Consider the following 17,900-nt stretch of genomic DNA (forward strand, 5'->3'; position numbering starts at 1 on the left):
GGCTGCGTGTAAAGGAATGACCAGATGAGTGACAACGTCAGCGACGCGGTGGGCGACGCCCTCCGCTCGGTGATGCTCTTCCTGCCCAAGGCCGTCGCCTTCCTGGCGATCCTGGTGGCCGGATGGCTGATCGCCAAGGCCGTGCTCAAGATCGTGGAGAGGGTGCTCGAACGGGTGGGCTTCGACCGCGCCGTCGAACGCGGCGGCGTCCGTCGGGCGTTGAGTCGCTCCCGGTACGACGCCAGCGACATCGTCGCGAAGCTCGTCTACTACGCGGTGCTGCTGTTCACCCTCCAGCTCGCCTTCGGCATCTGGGGGCCGAACCCGATCTCCGACCTGCTCGGCGCGGTGATCGCGTGGCTGCCCCGTGCCTTTGTCGCGATCGTCATCGTCGTGGTGGCCGCTGCCATCGCCAGCGCGGTCAAGGACATCATCAGCGGCGCGCTCGGCGGCCTGTCGTACGGCCGGGTGCTGGCCACCATCGCCTCGGTGTTCATCCTCGGCCTCGGCGTCATCGCCGCGCTGAACCAGATCGGCGTGGCCACCGCGGTCACCACTCCCGTGCTGATCGCCGTGCTGGCCACCATCGGCGGGATCCTCGTCGTCGGGGTGGGCGGTGGCCTGATCCGTCCGATGCAGAGCCGGTGGGAGGGGTGGCTGACCCGCGCCGAGCAGGAGTCGCCGCTGATCGCCTCGCACGCCCGCGCCTACCGGGCCGAACGCCGCGACGCCGAGGCCGAGGCCGATCTGGCCCGACGGTCGACCGCCGCCACCAGCCCGGACACCGAGCCGGCCCGACCGCCGTTCGTCGTCACCGATCCGGAGGCCACCCAGGTGGTGACCCGACCGACAGGCCCGGAGGCCACCCAGGTGGTGCCTGCGCCCGCCGACTCGGAGGCCACCCAGGTGGTGAGCACCGGCGCCGGCGGCCAGGTGCCCGGCCAGCGCACCAGCGATGACAGCGAGGCCACCACGGTCATTCCGTCGATCGACCCGAACCGGCGCTGACCCGCGGCGGCGGCAGCGGGGTGGGGTCCCTTCGGGGATCGCACCCCGCTGCACGTTGTCCGGCGCGCCGAAAGCGCTGGCCGGCGCGGCGATGCCCGTCTAGCATCGCGGGCATGACCTGGCAACATTGATCCAGCACTGTAGGCCGAACCCGTGGGCCGCCACGGGCACCGCACATCCGGTGTCCGTCCGCACCCCCACGGGAAGGCCCCATGATCCGCATCGCCTCGCGCGTGCCCGACCCGGCGGTCCGCCGGCTGACGGCCACCCTCTACGGGTACGCGTTCCTCAGTGACCTCGTCCTGCTCTACCCGCTGTACGTGGTGTTCTTCGCCGACACCGGGCTGTCGGTGGGCCAGATCTCGTCGCTCTTCGTCATCTGGTCAGCGGCCGGCATCCTGTTCGAGGTGCCGTCCGGCGCGTGGGCCGACGTGGTGTCCCGTCGGCTGCTGCTGTGCCTCGCCCCGCTGGCGACCGCCGCCGGGTACGCGCTCTGGGTGCTGGTGCCGTCGTACCCGGCGTTCGCGGTCGGCTTCCTGCTCTGGGGCGCTGGTGGAGCGTTGGTCTCCGGTGCACTGGAGGCGTTGGTCTGGACCGAACTGGACCGGCTCGGCGCGGTCGGCCGGTACGCCCGGCTGCTCGGGCGTGCACGGACGGCGGGTGTGCTGGGCGTGGTGGTCTCCGGAGTGCTCGCCGGTCCGGTGCTCGCCGTCGGCGGGTACCCGGCGGTTGCGGTGGCCAGTGTGCTCACCTGTCTGCTCGCCACGGCGGTCGCCGCCCGGTTTCCGGAGGCTGTCCCACCAGCCAAACTGGACGACGATGGTGACCTGGGTTGGTGGGACACGCTGCGGGCCGGGGTGGCGCAGGTCCGCACCCGCCCGCCGGTGCGGGCAGCCGTGCTGCTGGTCGCCGTGGTCGCCGCCGACTGGGGCGCCCTGGACGAGTACACCCCGCTGCTGGCGCTGGACACCGGTGTCGGGGCGCGGGCCGTGCCCCTGCTGCTCCTGCTGCTCTGGGCAGGGGTGACCATCGGTGGGCTGCTCGCCCCGGCAGGGGAGCGGCTGAGCAGCCGGGGTTACGCCGCTCTGCTGGGCCTGGTCGCCGTCGCGCTGGCCGGGGGTGCCCTCATCGGGCATCCGGCCGGGTTCGTGCTGCTCGCGGTGGCGTTCGGAGCCGCGCAACTGGCAACCGTGCTGGCCGACGCGCGGCTCCAGGCCCGGATCACCGGCACCAGCCGCGCCACCGTCACGTCCCTGGCCGGGATGGCCACCGACCTGCTGATCATCGGCACGTACGCCTGCTATGGCCTCGTCGCCACGGCGGCCGGCAACGCGGTGGCGTTCGCGGTGACAGCCGGGCCGTACCTCATCGTGGCCCTGGTGCTGCTGAGCGGCCGGCGGCGCCCTGCGGCCGTGCCGACCGGCGTCACCGCGGCTGCCGTGCGCGGCCCGAACTGACCGGGTTCAGCTCCGCGGCCTGCTCAATTGTCGGCGTCGCCGTCAGGGCTGGTCGCCGTCGAGGTAGACCCACCGGCCGTCCTCGCGAACGAACCGGCTGTGTTCGGTCATCGTGCCGGGTCGGCCCGCGTCCCGGTAATGGGCGTGGAACGTCACCGTGCCGGCGGTGTCGAGCAGACCGCCCCGTTCGGTCTCGACGATCTCCAGTCGGGTCCACCGTTGCCCCGGCTCCAGTTCGAGGAGGGCGGGCCGGGTCGAGGAGTGCCAGCTGCGCAGCAGGTAGCCGGTGTCGCCGAGGGCGAAGGCGCTGAACCGGGAGCGCATCAACGCCTCGGCCGTCGGTGCCTCCGCGTCGCCGCCGTGCACCGGGGCGCAGCAGTCCGCGTACGCCCGGCCGGAGCCGCACGGGCAGGCCCGTCCCGTCGTCGCGTCCACCCGTCGTCGTGCCGCACCCTTACCCACGTAACCATCCTCCCCCCACCCCCACCCCACCCCGCACTCCGGGTCCCCACCCCTCCCTCCGCGCGATCTTGCACTTCCTGTCGCCGCACAAGCCAGCAAAAGGCGCAAAAAGGCGACACAAACTGCAAGATCGCGCGGAGGAGGGGGTCAGAGCCAGCCGGAGCGGCGGAAGAGGCGGTGGAGGGCCAGGGCGGCTGCCGCCATCAGGGTGAGGGCACCGGCGTAGCCGTAGCGCCAGGCCAGCTCGGGCATGTGGTCGAAGTTCATGCCGTAGATGCCGGCGATGCCGGTCTGGGTGGCCGCGATGGCCGCCCACGCGGCGATCTTGCGCATGTCGTTGTTCTGCTCCACGGCGAGCTGCGCCAGTCGCGACTGGACGATCGAGGTGAGCAGGTCGTCGTACGCGGCCACCCGATCGACCGCCCTGCTCAGCCGGCCGTCCACGTCGACGAACCAGCGGCGCAGGGTGCGGGGCGGGCCGTCGGGTTCGAGCAGCGTACGCAGGGGCGCCTGCAACGGCAGGACCGCACGCTTGAACTCCACCACCTCCCGCTTGAGCTGGTAGATGTGCTGGATGTCGGCCTTGCGGTCGCGGGCGAACACGGCCTCCTCGACCCGTTCCAGGTCCCGCTCCACGTGCCCGGCCACCTCCAGGTAGGAGTCGACCATCCGGGCACAGACCGCGTACGCCACCGCCCACGGTCCGGCGGCCAGCAGCGTGGGGCGGCGCTCGAGGTCGGCGCGGACGCTGCGCAGCGCCCCGGCGGCGCCGTGCCGCACGGTGATGGCGAACCGGTCACCGAGCAGCACCATCACGTCCCCGGTGTCGATCACGTCGGAGGTGTCGGTCAGCTCGTCGTGCTCCACGTACCCGGCGGTGCGCAGCACCAGCAGCGTGACCGGCCCGTGCCGCTGCACGGTGGGCCGGTGCCCGTCGGCGAGTGCCTGTTCGACGGTCAGCTCGTCGAGGCCGAAGGTCCGGCCCACCGCGGCGAGCACGGCCGGGCCCGGCTCGTGCAGACCCAGCCACACGAAGGCGTCGCGGACGTGCCGGGCGCGGGCGTACGCGTCGGCGTAGTGCTGTTGGCCGGGCTCGCGCCGACCGTTGACGTAGACGGCGCAGTCGACCACCGCGTCCGGGTTGGACCGGCGGGGGGTGGCGGAGTCACCGTCGACCCGGCTGAGCAGTCGACGGGCCAGGGCGCGTACGCCTCGACCGGCCCGGTCCCGTACCGGTCGCTGATCCACCGCGTGCCTCCCCGTCGCCCGGCGCACCGCCCCGATCACGGTGCCCGCAGGGGATGGTGTCACCGCATTCTGCCGAGCAGGGTCCGGCTCCCGACAGGCGGGCGGTCCGGCTCAGGCGGTGCGGGTGGCGAAGACGACGACGTTGTCGACGTAGTTGCCGGTCGCGGCATCGAACCGGCCGCCGCAGGTGATCAGGCGCAGCCCGGCGGTGTCCGCCGGGCCGTAGACCAGCGTGGTGGGAAAGTGCTCCTTGGGGTACGCGCGGACGTCGTCCACGGTGAACGTGGCGACCTGTGCGTCGGCGCGGGTGATCTGGATCTGCTGGCCGGCGCGGAGCCGCCCGAGGTCGAAGAAGACCGCCGGGCCGGCCGGGGAGTCGACGTGTCCCACCAGGACGGCGTTGCCGGTCTCGCCAGGGCTGACCCCGTGCCGGTACCAGCCGGCGAGGGTGGGCCGATCCAGTGGTGGCACCTCCAGCACCCCGGCCGCGTCCGCGCCGACCGGGACGACCTCCGCGCGTATGCCGATGGCGGTGATCTGCACCCGGACCGGCGCGGCGCGTGACAGCGGCGCCAGGTCCGGTGCGGGGTGGGTGCGGCTCGGCGCGTCGGCCGGCGGTCGTGGTGGCCGCGCCGGGTCAGCGCTGAGGCCGACGGTGATCAGCCCCAGCCCGGTCACGCCGAGCAGAGCCACCACGGCCGGTAGGGTTCGCCGCCACCACACCTGGGAACCTCCGTACGGGATCGTCGGGGTGCCCGCGCCGGTGTCACCGGTGCGGGCACCCGTCCTCAGGGATGGAGCAGCCGCCGATCAGGCGACAGTGGACACCGGACGACGCCGGCGGATCAGGATCACCGCGCCGGCGACGGCGGTGCCGAGCAGCGTGCCGCCAGCGGCCAGAGCGCCGTTGTCGCGGTTGTCGCCGCCGGAGCCGGCCGGTGCGCCGCCGATCGGGGTGACGGCGAACGTGGCGCTGCCGGCCGAGCTGCCGTCGCCGCAGGTCGCTGCCACCGTGTACGTACCCAGGGTGAACCCGGCGGTGAAGAGTTCGGCGCTCAGTCCGCCGCTGGCGGCGGCCGTGGTGGATCGGACGTTCTGGTCGCGGTTGGGGCCGGTGACCCGGAAGATGGCGTCACCCGACTTCGGGTTGCAGGTTGTGGCCGTGAGCACGACGGTCCCACCGACCGGTGTGGTGGCCGGTGACACGGTGGTGTCGGCCAGTGCGGCGCCTGGCAGCAGGAGCGTGCCGAGGCCCACGCCGAGCGCCGCCGAGCAGAGTGCTGTTGAGAGCTTCATACGCGTCTTCCCTCACTTTTCGTCCGCTGACTGCGTGGGACGCCGTTCGGGTGGCCAACTCCGTGACTAGCACCGGTGTGGCCAACACTAGGTGGGTTGGGTCCTCGATCAGGTGAAAATGAGAATTCCCCGTTGCCGTCACGTGTCCACCCGAAGGCGGGGAGAGCTGCGCAAAGGCCCGGACGGCCCGACCTGCACCGGTGCTCCGATCGATGTCTCGTTCTATCCGCCGTCTGACCCCGAATCTTGGCCCGCGGGTACTTCCCGGGGAAAGCACCGCGTCGGGTGGCGGCGCGCGGCCGACCGCGACGGTGTGGCAGCGTGGTGCGGTGACCGACTCCGTGCCGCTCGACGTCGACCTCGCGTTGCTCGGTGGCGGCGGCGCGGCGTCGTTGCTGCTCGCCGCGCTGGACCGGCACGGTGTCCGCGACCTGCGGATCGCCATCGTCGACCCGGTGCGTCGGCGCGGCCAGGACCGCACCTGGGCGTTCTGGGGCCACCCGGACACCGACCTGGACCCGCTGCTCAGCGCGAGCTGGCAGCAGGTCGAGGTGGCCACGTCGGCGCGGCGCCGCGTCCTGGACCTGACCCCGCTGCGGTACGCCATGCTCCGCTCCGGCCCGGTCTACGACCGGGCGGCCGAAGCCGCACGCCGGCTGGACGCCACCCGGATCGTCGCCCCCGCCGACACGGTGACCGACGACGGCACCCGTGTGCTGGTGCGCACCGGGGACGGGCACACCGTACGGGCCGGTTGGGTGCTGGACTCCCGTCCCCGCCCGCCGGCGCGAGCGGGGCGGACCACCTGGTTGCAGCACTTCCGCGGTTGGTGGCTGGAGGCCGACCGGCCGGTGTTCGATCCGGCGCGGGCGGTGCTGATGGACTTCCGTACCCCGCAGCCGCCCCGGGGCGTCTCCTTCGGGTACGTGCTGCCGGTGAGCGACCGTTACGCCCTTGTCGAGTACACCGAGTTCTCGCCGTGCCTGCTCAGCGACGCCGGGTACGACGCGGCGCTGGCCGGCTACCGGGACCTGCTCGGGCTGGATCCGGCCGGGCTGCGGGTGCGTGAGGTGGAGAACGGGGTGATCCCGATGACCGACGCGCCGTTCCCGGCCCGGCCCTCGCCCCGCGTGGTCCGGCTCGGTACGGCCGGTGGTGCGACCCGCCCCTCCACCGGCTTCACGTTCTCCGCCATGTACCGCCAGGCCGACCAGGTGGCCCGCGCCCTCGCGGCCGACCGGCCGCCGGTGCCCGCGGCGGCGTACCCGCGCCGGCACCGCTGGATGGACGCGGTGGCCCTGCGGGCGTTGGACCGGGGCCGGGTGGGCGGTCCGGACTTCTTCGACCGGCTGTTCGACCGCAACCCGGCCGAGCGGGTGCTGCGCTTCCTCGATGGCGTCACCACCCCGGCCGAGGAGGTCGCGATCATGAACTCCACCCGGCTGCTGCCGATGATCGCCGCCACCGCCGGTGACGCGGCGCACCGCGTCCGCGACCGGCTGCGCCCCACCCGGCCCGTGCCGGCCATCCCGGCCGCCGTCGTCGGCGCCCCGACCACGGGTTCCGCACCGGGCGGTGGCGCACCACCCGGCTGACCTGCCGCCCGATCCGGCGCGGCGGTGCCCCCGAGCGGGGAGTACGACGTGACCGCCCGGTAGGTTGCCGGGCATGGTGGACGCGGCGGCCGGCAGAGGCGTGCAGATCTGGACCGACGGGGCCTGCAGTGGCAACCCCGGGCCGGGCGGCTGGGGCGTGCTGCTGCGCTACGGCGACCACGAGCGGGAGTTGTGCGGCGGCGAGGCCACGCCCACCACCAACAACCGGATGGAGCTGATGGCGGCCATCCAGGCGTTGGAGAGCCTGAACCGACCGGTCACCGTGGAGCTGCACACCGACAGCACGTACGTGCGCAACGGCATCACCAGCTGGCTGGCGTCCTGGAAGCGCAACGGTTGGCGGACCGCCGCCAAGCAGCCGGTGAAGAACGCCGACCTGTGGCAACGGCTGGAGGCGGCCTGCGAACGGCACGAGGTCACCTGGCTGTGGGTCAAGGGGCACAACGGTCATCCGGAGAACGAGCGGGCCGACGGGCTCGCCAACAAGGGCATGACCGAGGCACGGTCGGCCGCGCTGGCCAGCCGCTGAGCCTGCGTCAGCGGGTCGCGTCCGGATGCCCGGGCATGCTCGATCCGCCGCCGCTGCTGCCGGACGAGCCGCCGGTCATTCCTGAGCTGTTGTCCTCGGTCACGATGTCCGGCCGTACGTCGGTGCCAGCCGGTGGGGGGACCTCGGTGTCCGCCTCGACCTGCACCAACGGCACCTGGCCGGCCTCGTCCTCGCTGTGCTGCGGGTCGCCCGGCAGCTCACCGTCGCGCTTTCGGTAGCCCACGCCGTGCCCCCTGTCGATGCCGGTCCGCGTCGGCGCTGGCTACCCGGCGTCGTCCGGGCCGAAACCTCGCGCTCAGCGGCGCCGGCCGCGGCGGGTGGGGGCGTTGGCCCGGGATGGTTGTCGTAGCGGGGTGAGCGGCAGCGCCGTCCAGTGCGGTGGCCGAGTGAGCGCCGCCGGCAGCCCGCTGCGCGCGTCGCCCCGGGCGGCATCCAGCTGGGTCTGGTGCAGGAAGAGGGTGGTCCGCAGGTCCGCCCCGCGTAGGTCGGCCCCGCGCAGGTCCGCGCCGGTGACGTCGGCCAGGCTCAGGTCGGCGCCGCGCAGGTCCGCGCCGACGAGCAGCGCCCCGCGCAGGTTGGCCCGGCGCAGGTCGACGCGGCGCAGGTCCACCCCGAGCAGGTGCGCGCCCCGGCGGTCGGCGCCGCCAGGGGCGCGGGCCGCGTCGCTGGCCCGGGACAGCAGCGGGTTGATCCGGTCCCGGTGTGCGGCGAGGTCCACCGTGCGTAGCCGCGTCGGATCACCCTCGGTGAGCGCCACCGTCTCGGCGCGGGCGCGCTCCAACTCGCCGAGCAGGTCGGCCGGCGGGCGCAGCGCCACCGCCTCGGTGAGATACCAGAGCAGTTCGTGCAGCGGTCGCAGCACGGCGAACGCCTCCGCCATCGCCGGCAGCGTCTCCGGCGCGTCCCGCCAGTCCCGCCCGCCGAAGGTGACCTGGGCGACCTGCTGACCGGCGCCGAAGCAGTCGAACACCGTGCAGCCGGGAAACCCGCGTTGCCGCAGCTCGGTGTGGATGCCGCAGCGGTGGTCCGGGCGCAGGTTGGGGCAGGGCTGCCCGGCCGGCTTGTCGATGGCGAAGTCCGCCGACGCGGCGAAGGCGGGCACCACGCAGCACAGCCCGAAGCAGCGCTCGCAGTCGGCGCGCAGCTGCGCCGACCCGGGCGGCGGTGTGGTGCTGGATGACACGCCGACGGTCCTCCTGGCGATCAGGGTGGACCACCATTGTTTCCTGGGCCGGGCCGACCGGGCCTGGCGGGGTCACCGTGCGTGCGTGTCACCGGCCGTCGCGGGGCGGGGCGCCGGGGTACGGGCGTGCATGACGACGGCGATCGCGAACAGCGCTCCGCCGACGACGAAGGCGCGTCGTTGCCGGCCGCCCCGACCAGCCCACTCGGGCATCCGGTCCCCTTCCGCCGTCGGTCGGCCTCACCGCCGCCCGATGATCACCGGAATTCGGAGGATAACTGCCCCGCTTTGCTGTGCGCTGTCCCGTTCGGGACCGCCCAGTTCGCCGCCGGGGCCAGCTCCACCGCTCATGGGGTGACGGTAACGGAGTCATGTGAACCCGGAGGGTGGCGGGCGCGGGGGCGAACGCGAGCAGGCGGCGCTGGTGTTCGGTGTGCGGTTCGCGCACATCGTCCGGGCGTCGGCCGCGCCGATGCGCTGACGACGCCCGCCGGTGGTGGTCAGACCGACCGCCAGTCGTCGTTGGTCAACGCCGCGGCCTGGGGGCCCATCAGCAGCATGCCGCCGTCCACCGGCCAGGACGCGCCGGTGACGTAGCTGGCGGCCGGGGAGGCGAGCAACGCGACCACGGCGGCCACCTCCCGGGCGTCGCCGGGCCGTCCCAGCGGCACGCCGGGCCGAACCTGGGTGAACGGGTCGACATCCTCCTGACCGGTCATCGGCGTGGCGATCTCACCGGGGGCCACGGCGTTGACGGTGATCCCGTCGGCGGCCAACTCCTGCGCCATCACCCGGGTCAGCAGCCCGAGCCCGCCCTTGGCGGCGCAGTACGCGGCGGAGCCCACCCGGGGCGCGTGCTCGTGCACGCTGGTGATGTTGATGATCCGTCCACCGGCGCCGGTGGCCCGCATCCGTCGCACGGCCCGCTGGGCGCACAGGAAGGGCGCGTCCAAATCGACGGCGAGCACCTCCCGCCACTGCTCCCACCCGGTCTCGACGAACGGCGTCGAGCCGCCGGTGCCGGCATTGTTGACCAGCACCCCGATGCCGCCCAGCCGGTCGGCCAACTCGTCCACCACCGCCGCCGCGTCCGGCAGCCGGGTCAGGTCCACCTCGGCGACCTCGCAGGGCCGCCCGGTCGCGCGGACCTCGGTGGCCGTCCGCTCAGCGCCGTCCCGATCGCCGTACCAGGTGATGCCGATCTCGAAGCCCGCCTCGGCCAGCGCGACCGCGCAGGCCTTGCCGATGCCGGAGTCCGCGCCGGTGACCACGGCGATCCTCGGGTAGTTCTCGTATCGCTGGGGCATGTTCCGCCACTACCCTGACCGCACCGGCTCAACCGGGTGTACCGGTGGACGCGGTGGGTAGCCGCCGGGTATGGAGCTGGTCCAGGAGTCGCCGTACCGGTTCCGAATCGACCGGGAGGCACCGATGCGGGTGCCCGGGGTGGTCTTCGCCCTGCCGGAACTGCTGCCCGAGGTCGGCGCGGACCGCTCGCTGGACCAGGTGGCGAACGTGGCCACGCTGCCCGGCATCGTCGAGGCGTCGTACGCCATGCCCGACGTGCACTGGGGTTACGGCTTTCCGATCGGTGGCGTCGCCGCCACTGACGTCGCCGCCGGCGGTGTGGTCTCGCCCGGCGGGGTGGGCTTCGACATCTCCTGCGGGGTGCGACTGCTCACCGCCGAGCTGGACCGGGCGGAGCTTGCCCGGGTGCTCGACGCGCTGATGGGCGGCCTGGACCCGGCCGTCCCGCGCGGCATGGGCCGGGGCGCGGTCTGGCAGCTCGCCGACCGGGCCGAGCTGGACGCGGTGCTGCGCGGCGGCTCCCGGTACGCGGTCGAGCGCGGGCACGGAGTGCCCCGGGACCTGGCTCGTTGCGAGGACGGCGGCGTGGTGGCCGACGCCGACCCGGCGCAGGTCAGCGACCGGGCTGTGCAGCGCGGGCAGGGTCAGGTCGGCAGCCTCGGCTCCGGCAACCACTTTCTGGAGGTGCAGGTCGTCGAGGAGGTGTACGACGAGCCGGTCGCGGCGGCGTTCGGGCTGCGGCTCGGGCAGGTCTGCGTGATGGTCCACTCCGGGTCCCGGGGGCTGGGCCACCAGATCTGCACCGACCACGTGCGGATCATGGAACGGGTGATGCCCCGGCACGGCATCGAGGTGCCGGACCGGCAGTTGGCCTGCGCACCGGTGGAGTCGCCGGAGGGGCGGGCCTACCTGGGTGCGATGGCCGCTGCGGCGAACTATGCCCGGGCCAACCGGCAGCTCCTCGCCGAGGCTGCCCGCCGGGTCTTCGCCCGGGTCGCCGGTACCGGCCTCGATCTGGTCTACGACGTGTCGCACAACCTCGCGAAGATCGAGGAGCACGAGCGGGACGGCGGCACCCGGCAGCTCTGCGTGCACCGCAAGGGCGCGACCCGGGCGCTGCCGCCGGGGCACCCGGACCTGCCGGACGACCTGCGCGACGCCGGGCAGCCGGTGTTCATCCCCGGCTCGATGGGCACCTCGTCGTACGTGCTCACCGGCGTCGCCGGCAACCCGGCCTTCGCGTCCACCTGTCACGGCGCCGGCCGGGTCCGCAGCCGGGGCGAGGCCACCCGGGCCTCGCGTGGGCAGGATGTGCGGCGTGACCTGGAGGCGCGGGGTGTCGCCGTACGCGGCGCGTCCTGGAAGGGGCTGGCCGAGGAGATGCCGGAGGCGTACAAGGACGTGTCGGCGGTGGTGGAGGCTGCCCAGGGTGCCGGGCTGTGCCGGTTGGTCGCCCGGCTCACGCCGCTCGGCGTGGTCAAGGGCTGACCGCACCGGGCCGGCATCGCCCGTTCAGACGGACCGAGCGGGGCCGTGGTGACGTCGGCGCTCAGACCCGGAGCCGTGGATAGGAATACAACGGCCTGGCACCGCATGCGCACCGACATCGAGGACCGGCATCCGCGATGCCAAGCACGGCGCCGCGCTGCGGCACCTGCCCTCTGCCACCCGCGCGGCCAACACCGTGTGGATGTGGGGCGCGCTACTGGCCGTCAACATCTCCGCCTGGCTACAGGAACTGGCCGGCCTCGACACCGGTGACGGCCGCGGCCGGGCACATCTGGGCGCCCTGCGCCACCGGCTGCTCACCGTGCCCGCCCGACTGGTCCGCCACGCCGGGCAGACCACCCTCCGGCTACCCCAGTTCACACCTCTGCTATCCGCGGATCCGGGTCAGACGTCCAGGGTCACCGCGCACGACCAACCGGCGCCGTCCGGGCCGACCCGCAGCGCGTGCAGCGACACCGCCTTCGGCACCGCGCCGACCAGCTCCACCGCGTCCGTGCTGGTCGACCGCCAGCGCGCCCGCAGGCCGCCGTCCTCGGTCCGTACGTCGCAGTCCAGCGGCAGGGTGCCCTCGGTGTCCAGCCGGAAGATCACCTCGTCCAGCAGGCCGACCAGCATGTCTCCGTCGTCGCCGGGCGGCAGCTGGAACTCGGTCTCCCCCTGCGGCCGGGCGCCGCTGGTGTCGGCGAACGTCTCGACCAGCGCGGCGACCGCCTCGGCCAGGCACCCGTCCCGGTCCGGCGCCCACGCCTCGATCCGTACGTCGGCGGTGTGCGGCACGCTCCGGTGCCCCCGTCGCGTCGAGCGCTGCATGCCTCGATCATGCCGGTCGGTGGCCCCGCCCACCGCCGGATGCGCCCCCGGGCCGTACGGGACCGCGACCTGTCGGCCGACGACGTACTGTCGCCGGATGCGGATCACGCGATTCACCCACTCCTGCGTCCGGGTCGAGCACGACGGCGCGGTGCTGGTCGTCGACCCGGGCACGTGGAGCGAGCCGGCCGCCCGCCGGACTGCCCGAACCTTGGCTACCTGATCGGCGGCGAGCTCTACCACCCGGGTGACGCCCTGCACGTGCCGGACGAGCCGGTGCGCACGCTGCTCGTCCCGGCACAGGGGTCCTGGCTGCGCCTCGACGAGGCGATCCGCTTCGCCGGGGCCGTGAACGCGGCGGCGGCGTACCCGATCCACGACGCGCAGCTCAACGAACGCGGCCTGGCGAGTGTCGCCGGCTGGTTCGCCGAGACGATCCCCGGCTACCGCCACGTCGTTTCCGGCGACACGGTCTGACCGCTTTCGCCACCGACCGTCGGGGCGCGGAAATGGGGCGCGGCGGCGGTGAGCACCGCGGCGGTCGTTGGGGCGGCCCACCCGTCGGTCAGCTCGGTCACCAGGGTGGCGACCAGCCGGGTCATGGTCGGCTCGGCGCCCGGGTGCAGCGCCTCGGCGACGATCAGCACGGACGAGGTGCCGGCTCGCACGGCGGACCAGCCGCTCTGCCGGTTCGTCCACCGCCGGGCGTGCGCGCGCCCGGCGGAGTCGACGAAGGTCACCTCACCCGGTTCGGGATGCTCGGTGTCGCCGGCGAAGCTCAGGTACGCCTCGTCGCCGTGTGCCGGCCGGACCACCAGGTCGCCATCGACCCGGTCCAGGTCGAGTGCGGCGACCGGGATGGCGTAGGCGGCCGAGACGGCGTTGCAGAGGTCGACCAGTGGGTGCACGCGTGGCAGTTCGCCGTCCAGGCGTAACCGGCGCAGCAGCGCCTCGGCGGCGCACCGGTACTTGGTGGGCCGCAACCCCATGGCGGCGTACGCCCGCCGCCACGCCTGGATCTCCGGAAACCCGCTCTCGGCCCCGCCAGCGGTCAACCGCCGTCGGGCCTCGGTGAGATAGCCCGTCGTACGTCCCGCCGCGTCAGCGGTGGCGGTGATGCCGGACGCCAGCACCACTCCGGCGACCAGATCGGGGTATGCGTCGCGAAGCTGCGGTGAATGGTGAAACTGCACGGTGGTCCTATCGGTCGCTGAGGGCGAGGGTCAGGCCGAGCGCGACGAAGGTGCCGGCGGCGGATCGGCGCAGCCAGTCGGTGGCCCGGGGCCGGGTCAGCACCCGGTCGCGCACCCGGGCCGCGAAGATGCCGTAGCCGCTGAACACCACGAAGGTGAGCAGCATGAACACCGCGCCGCAGCCGAGCATCGCCCGGGTCGAGCCCGACCCCGTGGTGCCCACGAATTGCGGCAGGAACGCGACGAAGAACATCGTCGGCTTCGGGTTGAGCAGGTTGACCAGCACCCCGGAGACGATCACCCGGAGCGCCGAGCGGGGTGGGGCATCGGTCGTCACCGCGAAGGCGCTGCGGTCCCGCGCGGTGGACCAGGCCAGCCAGAGCAGGTAGCCGACGCCGAGGTACTTGACGGTCTCGAACGCCGTGGCGCTCGTCTGCAACAGCGCGGCCAGCCCGGTCATGGCGGCCAGCAGGTGCGGCAGCGTGCCCAGCGTGCAGGCGAACGCGGCCAGTACCCCGGCCCGCGCGCCTCGGGACAGGCCGGCGGAGAGCGTGAAGATCACCCCGGTGCCGGGGGTGACCACCACGATCAGCGTGGTGATCAGGAACGGGATGGTCACGGTCGTCCTCTGGCGGAGTTGGCAGGTCTGGCTCCTGTTCACTCTGCTGCCACAATGGTCCGATGGGCAGAGCCAAACCGACGGTGTCCGAGGGGTCCATAACCGCAGGATCCGACTTCCTGCACCTGACCATCGCCGACGCGCCGCCGGGCGGGCGCGCCGACTGGCTGACCGACCAACTGCGGCAGGCCATCGCGCACGGGCGGGTGCCGGTCGGTGACCGGCTGCCCCCCACCCGGGTGCTCGCCGCCGACCTCGGGGTCTCCCGGGGCGTGGTCACCGAGGCGTACCAGCGCCTGACCGAGGAGGGGCACGTCGCCGGTCGGGGCCGGGCCGGGACACTGGTCGTCGCCGCGCCGGCCGCGACCACACCCGCCCCGGCCGCCGCGCCGGCACCGGTCGCGACCTTCCCGCCGGCACCGGGCACCGACATCTTCGACGCGGTACGCGCGGCGCCCGCGACCATCGACCTGACGCCCGGCGTACCCGACCTGACCGCCTTTCCCCGCGCGGACTGGCTACGCGCCGAACGGACCGTGCTGCGCCGCCTCGCCGCGGCCGACCTCGGCTACGGCGACCCGTGCGGCGCACCCGCGCTGCGGCAGGCCGTCGCCGCCTGGTTGGCGCGCAACCGCGGTATCAGCGTCGACCCGGTCGAGGTGATCATCGTGGCCGGCGTCTCCCAGGCGCTCGGGCTGCTCGCCCAGGCACTCACCGCCGCCGGCGTCGACCGGATCGCGGTCGAGGACCCGGGCTCGCTCGGCGTGCGGCAGCACCTGAACAACTGGCGGATGGACACCCCGCCGATCACCGTGGACGACGCCGGGCTGCGGGTCGACGAGTTGGCCGCCAGCGCCGCGCCGGCCGTGATGCTCACCCCCGCGCACCAGTTCCCGACCGGCGTGGTGCTCGACGGCGACCGCCGCCGCCACCTCGTCGCCTGGGCGCGGGCCGGCGGTCTGATCATCGAGGACGACTACGACGCCGAGCACCGCTACGACCGTCCACCGGTGCCGGCGCTGCGGGGCCTGCTGCCCGAGCAGGTCTGCTACGCAGGCAGCGTCTCCAAACTGCTCGCCCCCGCGCTGCGGGTCGGCTGGCTGCTCGTGCCGCCACGACTGCGCCCGGCGGTGGTGGCCGCCAAGCGCAACGCCGACCTGGGCAACGCCGTCCTACCGCAACTCGTGCTGGCGGAGCTGATGGTCTCCGGCGCCTTCGAGCGGCACCTGCGGCTGCTGCGGCGTCGACACATCCGTCGGCGGGACGCGATGATCGCCGCGCTGGCCCGCGTGCTGCCGTCGGCGACGGTGCACGGCGCCGCAGCCGGTCTGCACCTGATGATCACGTTGGGCGACGCGGTGGTCGACACCGAGCTGGCGGCGGCGACGCTGACCCGCGGGGTGAAGGTGCAACCGCTGTCCTGGCACTGCCAACGGCCCTACCGGCCGGGTCTCGTGCTCGGCTACGCTGCCCGCACCGCCACCGAGATCGAGGACGGCGTCGCCGCGATCGCCGCCGCCCTCAGTCATGGCCAAGGGTCCTGAGCACGAAGAATGGGTGCCAACCTGAGCGTCCCGGGCTGGCCGGCGGTTGACCGGTCAGCCCAGGAACAGCTGGACGAGGACCAGCACGGCGAGCAACGCCGGCCCGCGTGCGCCCTGACGCAGCAAATCGACCGGGATCATCCCGAAGGGTGTGTTGACCGTCGCGCCGCCGTAGTTGATCGGCGGGCGGGTGCCGGCCCGAAACGCGGTGAGCACCACTCCGAGCGCCAGCGCCGGTGCCAGCCAGGCCGGCCCAGGGTCGACGGTCGGCAGGGTCAGCAACCACCACAGGCCCGCGCCGACCGCCGGTACCACCACGTGGATCCCCCGCAGCAGGGCGTCGCTGCCGCCGAGCGCCCGGCGCAGCCCGGGTGAGCGGCTGACCGACCGCAGGCCGCCGGTCAGCCGGTTGGCGGCGAGGTACGCGAACACCACCTGCGTGGCCCCGGCCAACCCGGGCAGGGCGAGCGCGGCAGCGTACTGGACTCCGATCAGCGCCGCCCAGATCAGCACGGCGCTCGGGTGGCGGCGCAGCCGGCGTACGTCGGCCTGTAGCAGCGCCCACCAGCCGGGGCCGGGCAGGAACCGGCGGCTGCGAACCCGGCCGATCCGGCGCCAGCGCCGGCTCTCCACCAGGCCGGTGAGCAGGCTGGGGTCCAGCAGGATCGTGGCCGTGGCGGCGGCGTTGGCGAACTGGGCGCCGGTGGTCAGCGTGGCGCGGTCAACCCGGGGCAGCGCGCGTACCGCGAGGATCGTGCCCACGACCGCGAGCGGCACCGCGACGGCGACCAGCGCGACGGTCGGCGTCGTCGCCGGCCGGGGCAGCCCGTCGCCGAGACGACCGACGAGCACCACCAGAGCGGTGACGACGGCTGCCGCCACTATCGGCGCCGCCCCGGCCGGGGCCGGCCACCGTCGGCCCGCCCGGCTGCTCTGGGCGACGACGCTGAGCGCCAGCGCGGCCGCACCCCACCCCGCGCCGGCCGCGGCCGCCCAGCTCAAGGCGGCCGGCTCGCTGACGCCGCCGAGCGCCGCCACGGCCACCCCGAGCACCGCGGTGCCGGCCGCGGCGCCCACCAACAGGATGCCGAAGCGCGGCGCCAGCCAGGCCCGCCGGTCGACCGGCGCGCTGGTCGCCCAGCTCTGCGTGGCCGGGGTGACCAGCAGCGGGCCGAGCGCGTGCAGGCCACGCCAGGCGAGCCCGGCGCCGGCCAGCAGCGCGGCGACCGCCAACCACCACCGCACCCCCGGCTCAGCCTGCCCCACCGTGGGCGACTGAAGCAGGTCACGGCTGGCGCTGATCGCGAACCAGCCGTACATGCCCACGAACAGGACCATGACGTACGCGTCGCCCAGCACGTCGCCGAGCGAGTGGTCGTGGTGTCGGCTGCGGGCCTTGCGCAGGTGCGTCCGCAATTGCCGGGCGGTGGGCACCCCGCTCGGCGTGTCGGCGATCGTGGCCGGTGGAGCGGTCACCGGCCGATCTCGATGCGCTCGTCGACCACCGCGTCGATCAGCTCCGGGTCGTGCGAGGCCAGCAGCACGGCCGTGCCGGCGTCGCGTTCCCGAAGCAGCCGCTCGGCGAGCCACTGTCGCCCGCGTACGTCCAGGCGCTGCTCCGGCTCGTCCAGGATCAGCACCCGGCGTGGCCGTACGAAACACGACGCCAGCGCCAGCCGGCGGCGCTGCCCACTGGACAGGGTCACCGGCAGCTGGTCGCGGGCCGGCTCCAGACCCAGCTCGGCGAGGACCTCCTCGACCGGCTCGGCGTCACCCCCGTGGGCGTACGCGACCAGCTCCAGGTGCTCGACCACGGACAGGTCGGGGAAGAAGTCGATGTCGTCCAGGGCGGCCGCCACCAGCGCCCGCACCTGCGGGTCGGTCTCGTCGGCCCGGCGGCCCTGCACCAGCACCTCGCCAGCGTCCGGCCGGTCGGCGCCGACGACACAGCGCAGCAGGGTGGTCTTGCCGCTGCCGTTGGGGCCCAGCACCACCGCGATCCGGCCCGCCTGGAGGGTGAAGCTCACGTCGTCGAGCACGACCAGGTTGCCGAAGTTGCGGCTAAGTCCCCGTACCGAGAGCGCGTCCACGATCACA

The 17,900-nt window shown here is 73.9% G+C and carries 20 protein-coding genes and 1 pseudogene; 8 read left to right on the top strand and 13 right to left on the bottom strand.

All coding sequences use genetic code 11. The features are described from left to right. Positions 1-24: 24 nt before the first annotated feature. Both OG811_RS25330 and OG811_RS25335 read left to right on the top strand, forming a co-directional pair. Complete coding sequence (locus OG811_RS25330) at positions 25-1,008, top strand: mechanosensitive ion channel family protein (RefSeq protein ID WP_406069262.1); 984 nt, start codon at positions 25-27, stop codon at positions 1,006-1,008. Between the two features lie 212 nt (positions 1,009-1,220). Beyond that, positions 1,221-2,465: an MFS transporter gene (locus OG811_RS25335; protein WP_406069264.1), complete on the top strand. Its 1,245-nt coding sequence runs from the start codon at positions 1,221-1,223 to the stop codon at positions 2,463-2,465. Between the two features lie 42 nt (positions 2,466-2,507). On the opposite strand, the gene OG811_RS25340 is transcribed toward OG811_RS25335, so the two are convergent. The 4 genes from OG811_RS25340 to OG811_RS25355 all read right to left on the bottom strand — a co-directional run bounded on the left by OG811_RS25340 (position 2,508) and on the right by OG811_RS25355 (position 5,471). Then, entirely contained in the window at positions 2,508-2,927 is a 420-nt protein-coding gene (locus tag OG811_RS25340) for a YchJ family protein (protein WP_406069265.1), read from the bottom strand. A 147-nt stretch (positions 2,928-3,074) separates the two neighbouring features. Continuing rightward, positions 3,075-4,175, bottom strand: coding sequence for a magnesium and cobalt transport protein CorA (locus OG811_RS25345; RefSeq protein ID WP_406069266.1), 1,101 nt, complete (start codon positions 4,173-4,175; stop codon positions 3,075-3,077). A 111-nt stretch (positions 4,176-4,286) separates the two neighbouring features. After that, the gene (locus OG811_RS25350) at positions 4,287-4,898 is read right to left on the bottom strand and encodes a class F sortase (RefSeq protein ID WP_406069267.1); all 612 of its coding nucleotides are present in this window, start codon (positions 4,896-4,898) and stop codon (positions 4,287-4,289) included. 87 nt (positions 4,899-4,985) lie between these two features. Beyond that, the gene (locus OG811_RS25355; RefSeq protein ID WP_406069269.1) at positions 4,986-5,471 is read right to left on the bottom strand and encodes a hypothetical protein; all 486 of its coding nucleotides are present in this window, start codon (positions 5,469-5,471) and stop codon (positions 4,986-4,988) included. A gap of 311 nt (positions 5,472-5,782) precedes the next feature. On the opposite strand from OG811_RS25355, the gene OG811_RS25360 reads away from it, so the two are divergent. Continuing rightward, on the top strand, positions 5,783-7,066 hold the full coding sequence (locus OG811_RS25360) for a lycopene cyclase family protein (protein ID WP_406069271.1): 1,284 nt from the start codon (positions 5,783-5,785) through the stop codon (positions 7,064-7,066). A gap of 73 nt (positions 7,067-7,139) precedes the next feature. After that, positions 7,140-7,616, top strand: a complete 477-nt coding sequence (rnhA, locus tag OG811_RS25365; protein WP_406069272.1) for a ribonuclease HI — start codon at positions 7,140-7,142, stop codon at positions 7,614-7,616. A 7-nt stretch (positions 7,617-7,623) separates the two neighbouring features. On the opposite strand, the gene OG811_RS25370 is transcribed toward rnhA, so the two are convergent. The 4 genes from OG811_RS25370 to OG811_RS25385 form a co-directional block, all read right to left on the bottom strand. Continuing rightward, complete coding sequence (locus OG811_RS25370; RefSeq protein ID WP_406069274.1) at positions 7,624-7,860, bottom strand: preprotein translocase YidC; 237 nt, start codon at positions 7,858-7,860, stop codon at positions 7,624-7,626. Between the two features lie 72 nt (positions 7,861-7,932). After that, a complete protein-coding gene (locus tag OG811_RS25375; RefSeq protein WP_406069276.1) occupies positions 7,933-8,820 on the bottom strand; it encodes a pentapeptide repeat-containing protein in 888 nt (295 codons plus the stop codon). Between the two features lie 72 nt (positions 8,821-8,892). After that, positions 8,893-9,033: a hypothetical protein gene (locus OG811_RS25380; RefSeq protein ID WP_406069277.1), complete on the bottom strand. Its 141-nt coding sequence runs from the start codon at positions 9,031-9,033 to the stop codon at positions 8,893-8,895. Positions 9,034-9,320: 287 nt separating this feature from the next. After that, the gene (locus OG811_RS25385; RefSeq protein ID WP_406069279.1) at positions 9,321-10,127 is read right to left on the bottom strand and encodes an SDR family oxidoreductase; all 807 of its coding nucleotides are present in this window, start codon (positions 10,125-10,127) and stop codon (positions 9,321-9,323) included. A gap of 70 nt (positions 10,128-10,197) precedes the next feature. Between OG811_RS25385 and OG811_RS25390 the strand changes: the two genes are divergently transcribed. Both OG811_RS25390 and OG811_RS25395 read left to right on the top strand, forming a co-directional pair. Next, positions 10,198-11,616, top strand: coding sequence for an RtcB family protein (locus OG811_RS25390; protein WP_406069280.1), 1,419 nt, complete (start codon positions 10,198-10,200; stop codon positions 11,614-11,616). Positions 11,617-11,782: 166 nt separating this feature from the next. Continuing rightward, positions 11,783-11,941, top strand: a pseudogene (locus OG811_RS25395) (hypothetical protein); the annotation flags it as partial. An 80-nt stretch (positions 11,942-12,021) separates the two neighbouring features. On the opposite strand, the gene OG811_RS25400 reads toward OG811_RS25395, so the two are convergent. Then, on the bottom strand, positions 12,022-12,447 hold the full coding sequence (locus OG811_RS25400) for an archease (protein WP_406075905.1): 426 nt from the start codon (positions 12,445-12,447) through the stop codon (positions 12,022-12,024). Between the two features lie 174 nt (positions 12,448-12,621). Between OG811_RS25400 and OG811_RS25405 the strand changes: the two genes are divergently transcribed. Next, on the top strand, positions 12,622-12,924 hold the full coding sequence (locus OG811_RS25405) for a hypothetical protein (RefSeq protein ID WP_406069282.1): 303 nt from the start codon (positions 12,622-12,624) through the stop codon (positions 12,922-12,924). Here the strand turns inward: OG811_RS25405 and OG811_RS25410 are convergent. Together OG811_RS25410 and OG811_RS25415 are read right to left on the bottom strand one after the other, a co-directional pair. Continuing rightward, positions 12,891-13,640 carry a B3/4 domain-containing protein gene (locus OG811_RS25410; RefSeq protein ID WP_406069283.1) on the bottom strand — a complete coding sequence of 250 codons (750 nt, stop codon included), beginning with the start codon at positions 13,638-13,640 and terminating at the stop codon, positions 12,891-12,893. The genes OG811_RS25405 and OG811_RS25410 overlap by 34 nt on opposite strands. 7 nt (positions 13,641-13,647) lie before the next feature. Beyond that, a complete protein-coding gene (locus OG811_RS25415) occupies positions 13,648-14,259 on the bottom strand; it encodes a LysE family translocator (RefSeq protein WP_406069285.1) in 612 nt (203 codons plus the stop codon). Between the two features lie 62 nt (positions 14,260-14,321). Between OG811_RS25415 and OG811_RS25420 the strand changes: the two genes are divergently transcribed. After that, positions 14,322-15,803, top strand: coding sequence for a PLP-dependent aminotransferase family protein (locus OG811_RS25420; RefSeq protein WP_406069287.1), 1,482 nt, complete (start codon positions 14,322-14,324; stop codon positions 15,801-15,803). Positions 15,804-15,857: 54 nt separating this feature from the next. On the opposite strand, the gene OG811_RS25425 is transcribed toward OG811_RS25420, so the two are convergent. Together OG811_RS25425 and OG811_RS25430 are read right to left on the bottom strand one after the other, a co-directional pair. Further along, positions 15,858-17,279, bottom strand: coding sequence for a DUF6297 family protein (locus OG811_RS25425; protein ID WP_406069289.1), 1,422 nt, complete (start codon positions 17,277-17,279; stop codon positions 15,858-15,860). Next, the gene (locus tag OG811_RS25430) at positions 17,276-17,893 is read right to left on the bottom strand and encodes an ATP-binding cassette domain-containing protein (RefSeq protein WP_406069291.1); all 618 of its coding nucleotides are present in this window, start codon (positions 17,891-17,893) and stop codon (positions 17,276-17,278) included. Before OG811_RS25430 ends, OG811_RS25425 begins: the two co-directional genes overlap by 4 nt. Between the last annotated feature and the right edge of the window lie 7 nt (positions 17,894-17,900).

Origin of the sequence: Micromonospora sp. NBC_01638, assembly GCF_045209745.1 — a bacterium.
Classification (GTDB): Bacteria; Actinomycetota; Actinomycetes; order Mycobacteriales; family Micromonosporaceae; genus Micromonospora.

What these genes read in the sequence shown, in the direction of transcription:
- OG811_RS25380 (WP_406069277.1), bottom strand. Translation starts at nt 9,033, where the DNA reads ATGCCCGAGTGGGCTGGTCGGGGCGGCCGGCAACGACGCGCCTTCGTC.
- rnhA (WP_406069272.1), top strand. Translation starts at nt 7,140, where the DNA reads ATGGTGGACGCGGCGGCCGGCAGAGGCGTGCAGATCTGGACCGACGGG.
- OG811_RS25385 (WP_406069279.1), bottom strand. Translation starts at nt 10,127, where the DNA reads ATGCCCCAGCGATACGAGAACTACCCGAGGATCGCCGTGGTCACCGGC.
- OG811_RS25355 (WP_406069269.1), bottom strand. Translation starts at nt 5,471, where the DNA reads ATGAAGCTCTCAACAGCACTCTGCTCGGCGGCGCTCGGCGTGGGCCTC.
- OG811_RS25400 (WP_406075905.1), bottom strand. Translation starts at nt 12,447, where the DNA reads ATGCAGCGCTCGACGCGACGGGGGCACCGGAGCGTGCCGCACACCGCC.
- OG811_RS25330 (WP_406069262.1), top strand. Translation starts at nt 25, where the DNA reads ATGAGTGACAACGTCAGCGACGCGGTGGGCGACGCCCTCCGCTCGGTG.
- OG811_RS25390 (WP_406069280.1), top strand. Translation starts at nt 10,198, where the DNA reads ATGGAGCTGGTCCAGGAGTCGCCGTACCGGTTCCGAATCGACCGGGAG.
- OG811_RS25335 (WP_406069264.1), top strand. Translation starts at nt 1,221, where the DNA reads ATGATCCGCATCGCCTCGCGCGTGCCCGACCCGGCGGTCCGCCGGCTG.
- OG811_RS25420 (WP_406069287.1), top strand. Translation starts at nt 14,322, where the DNA reads ATGGGCAGAGCCAAACCGACGGTGTCCGAGGGGTCCATAACCGCAGGA.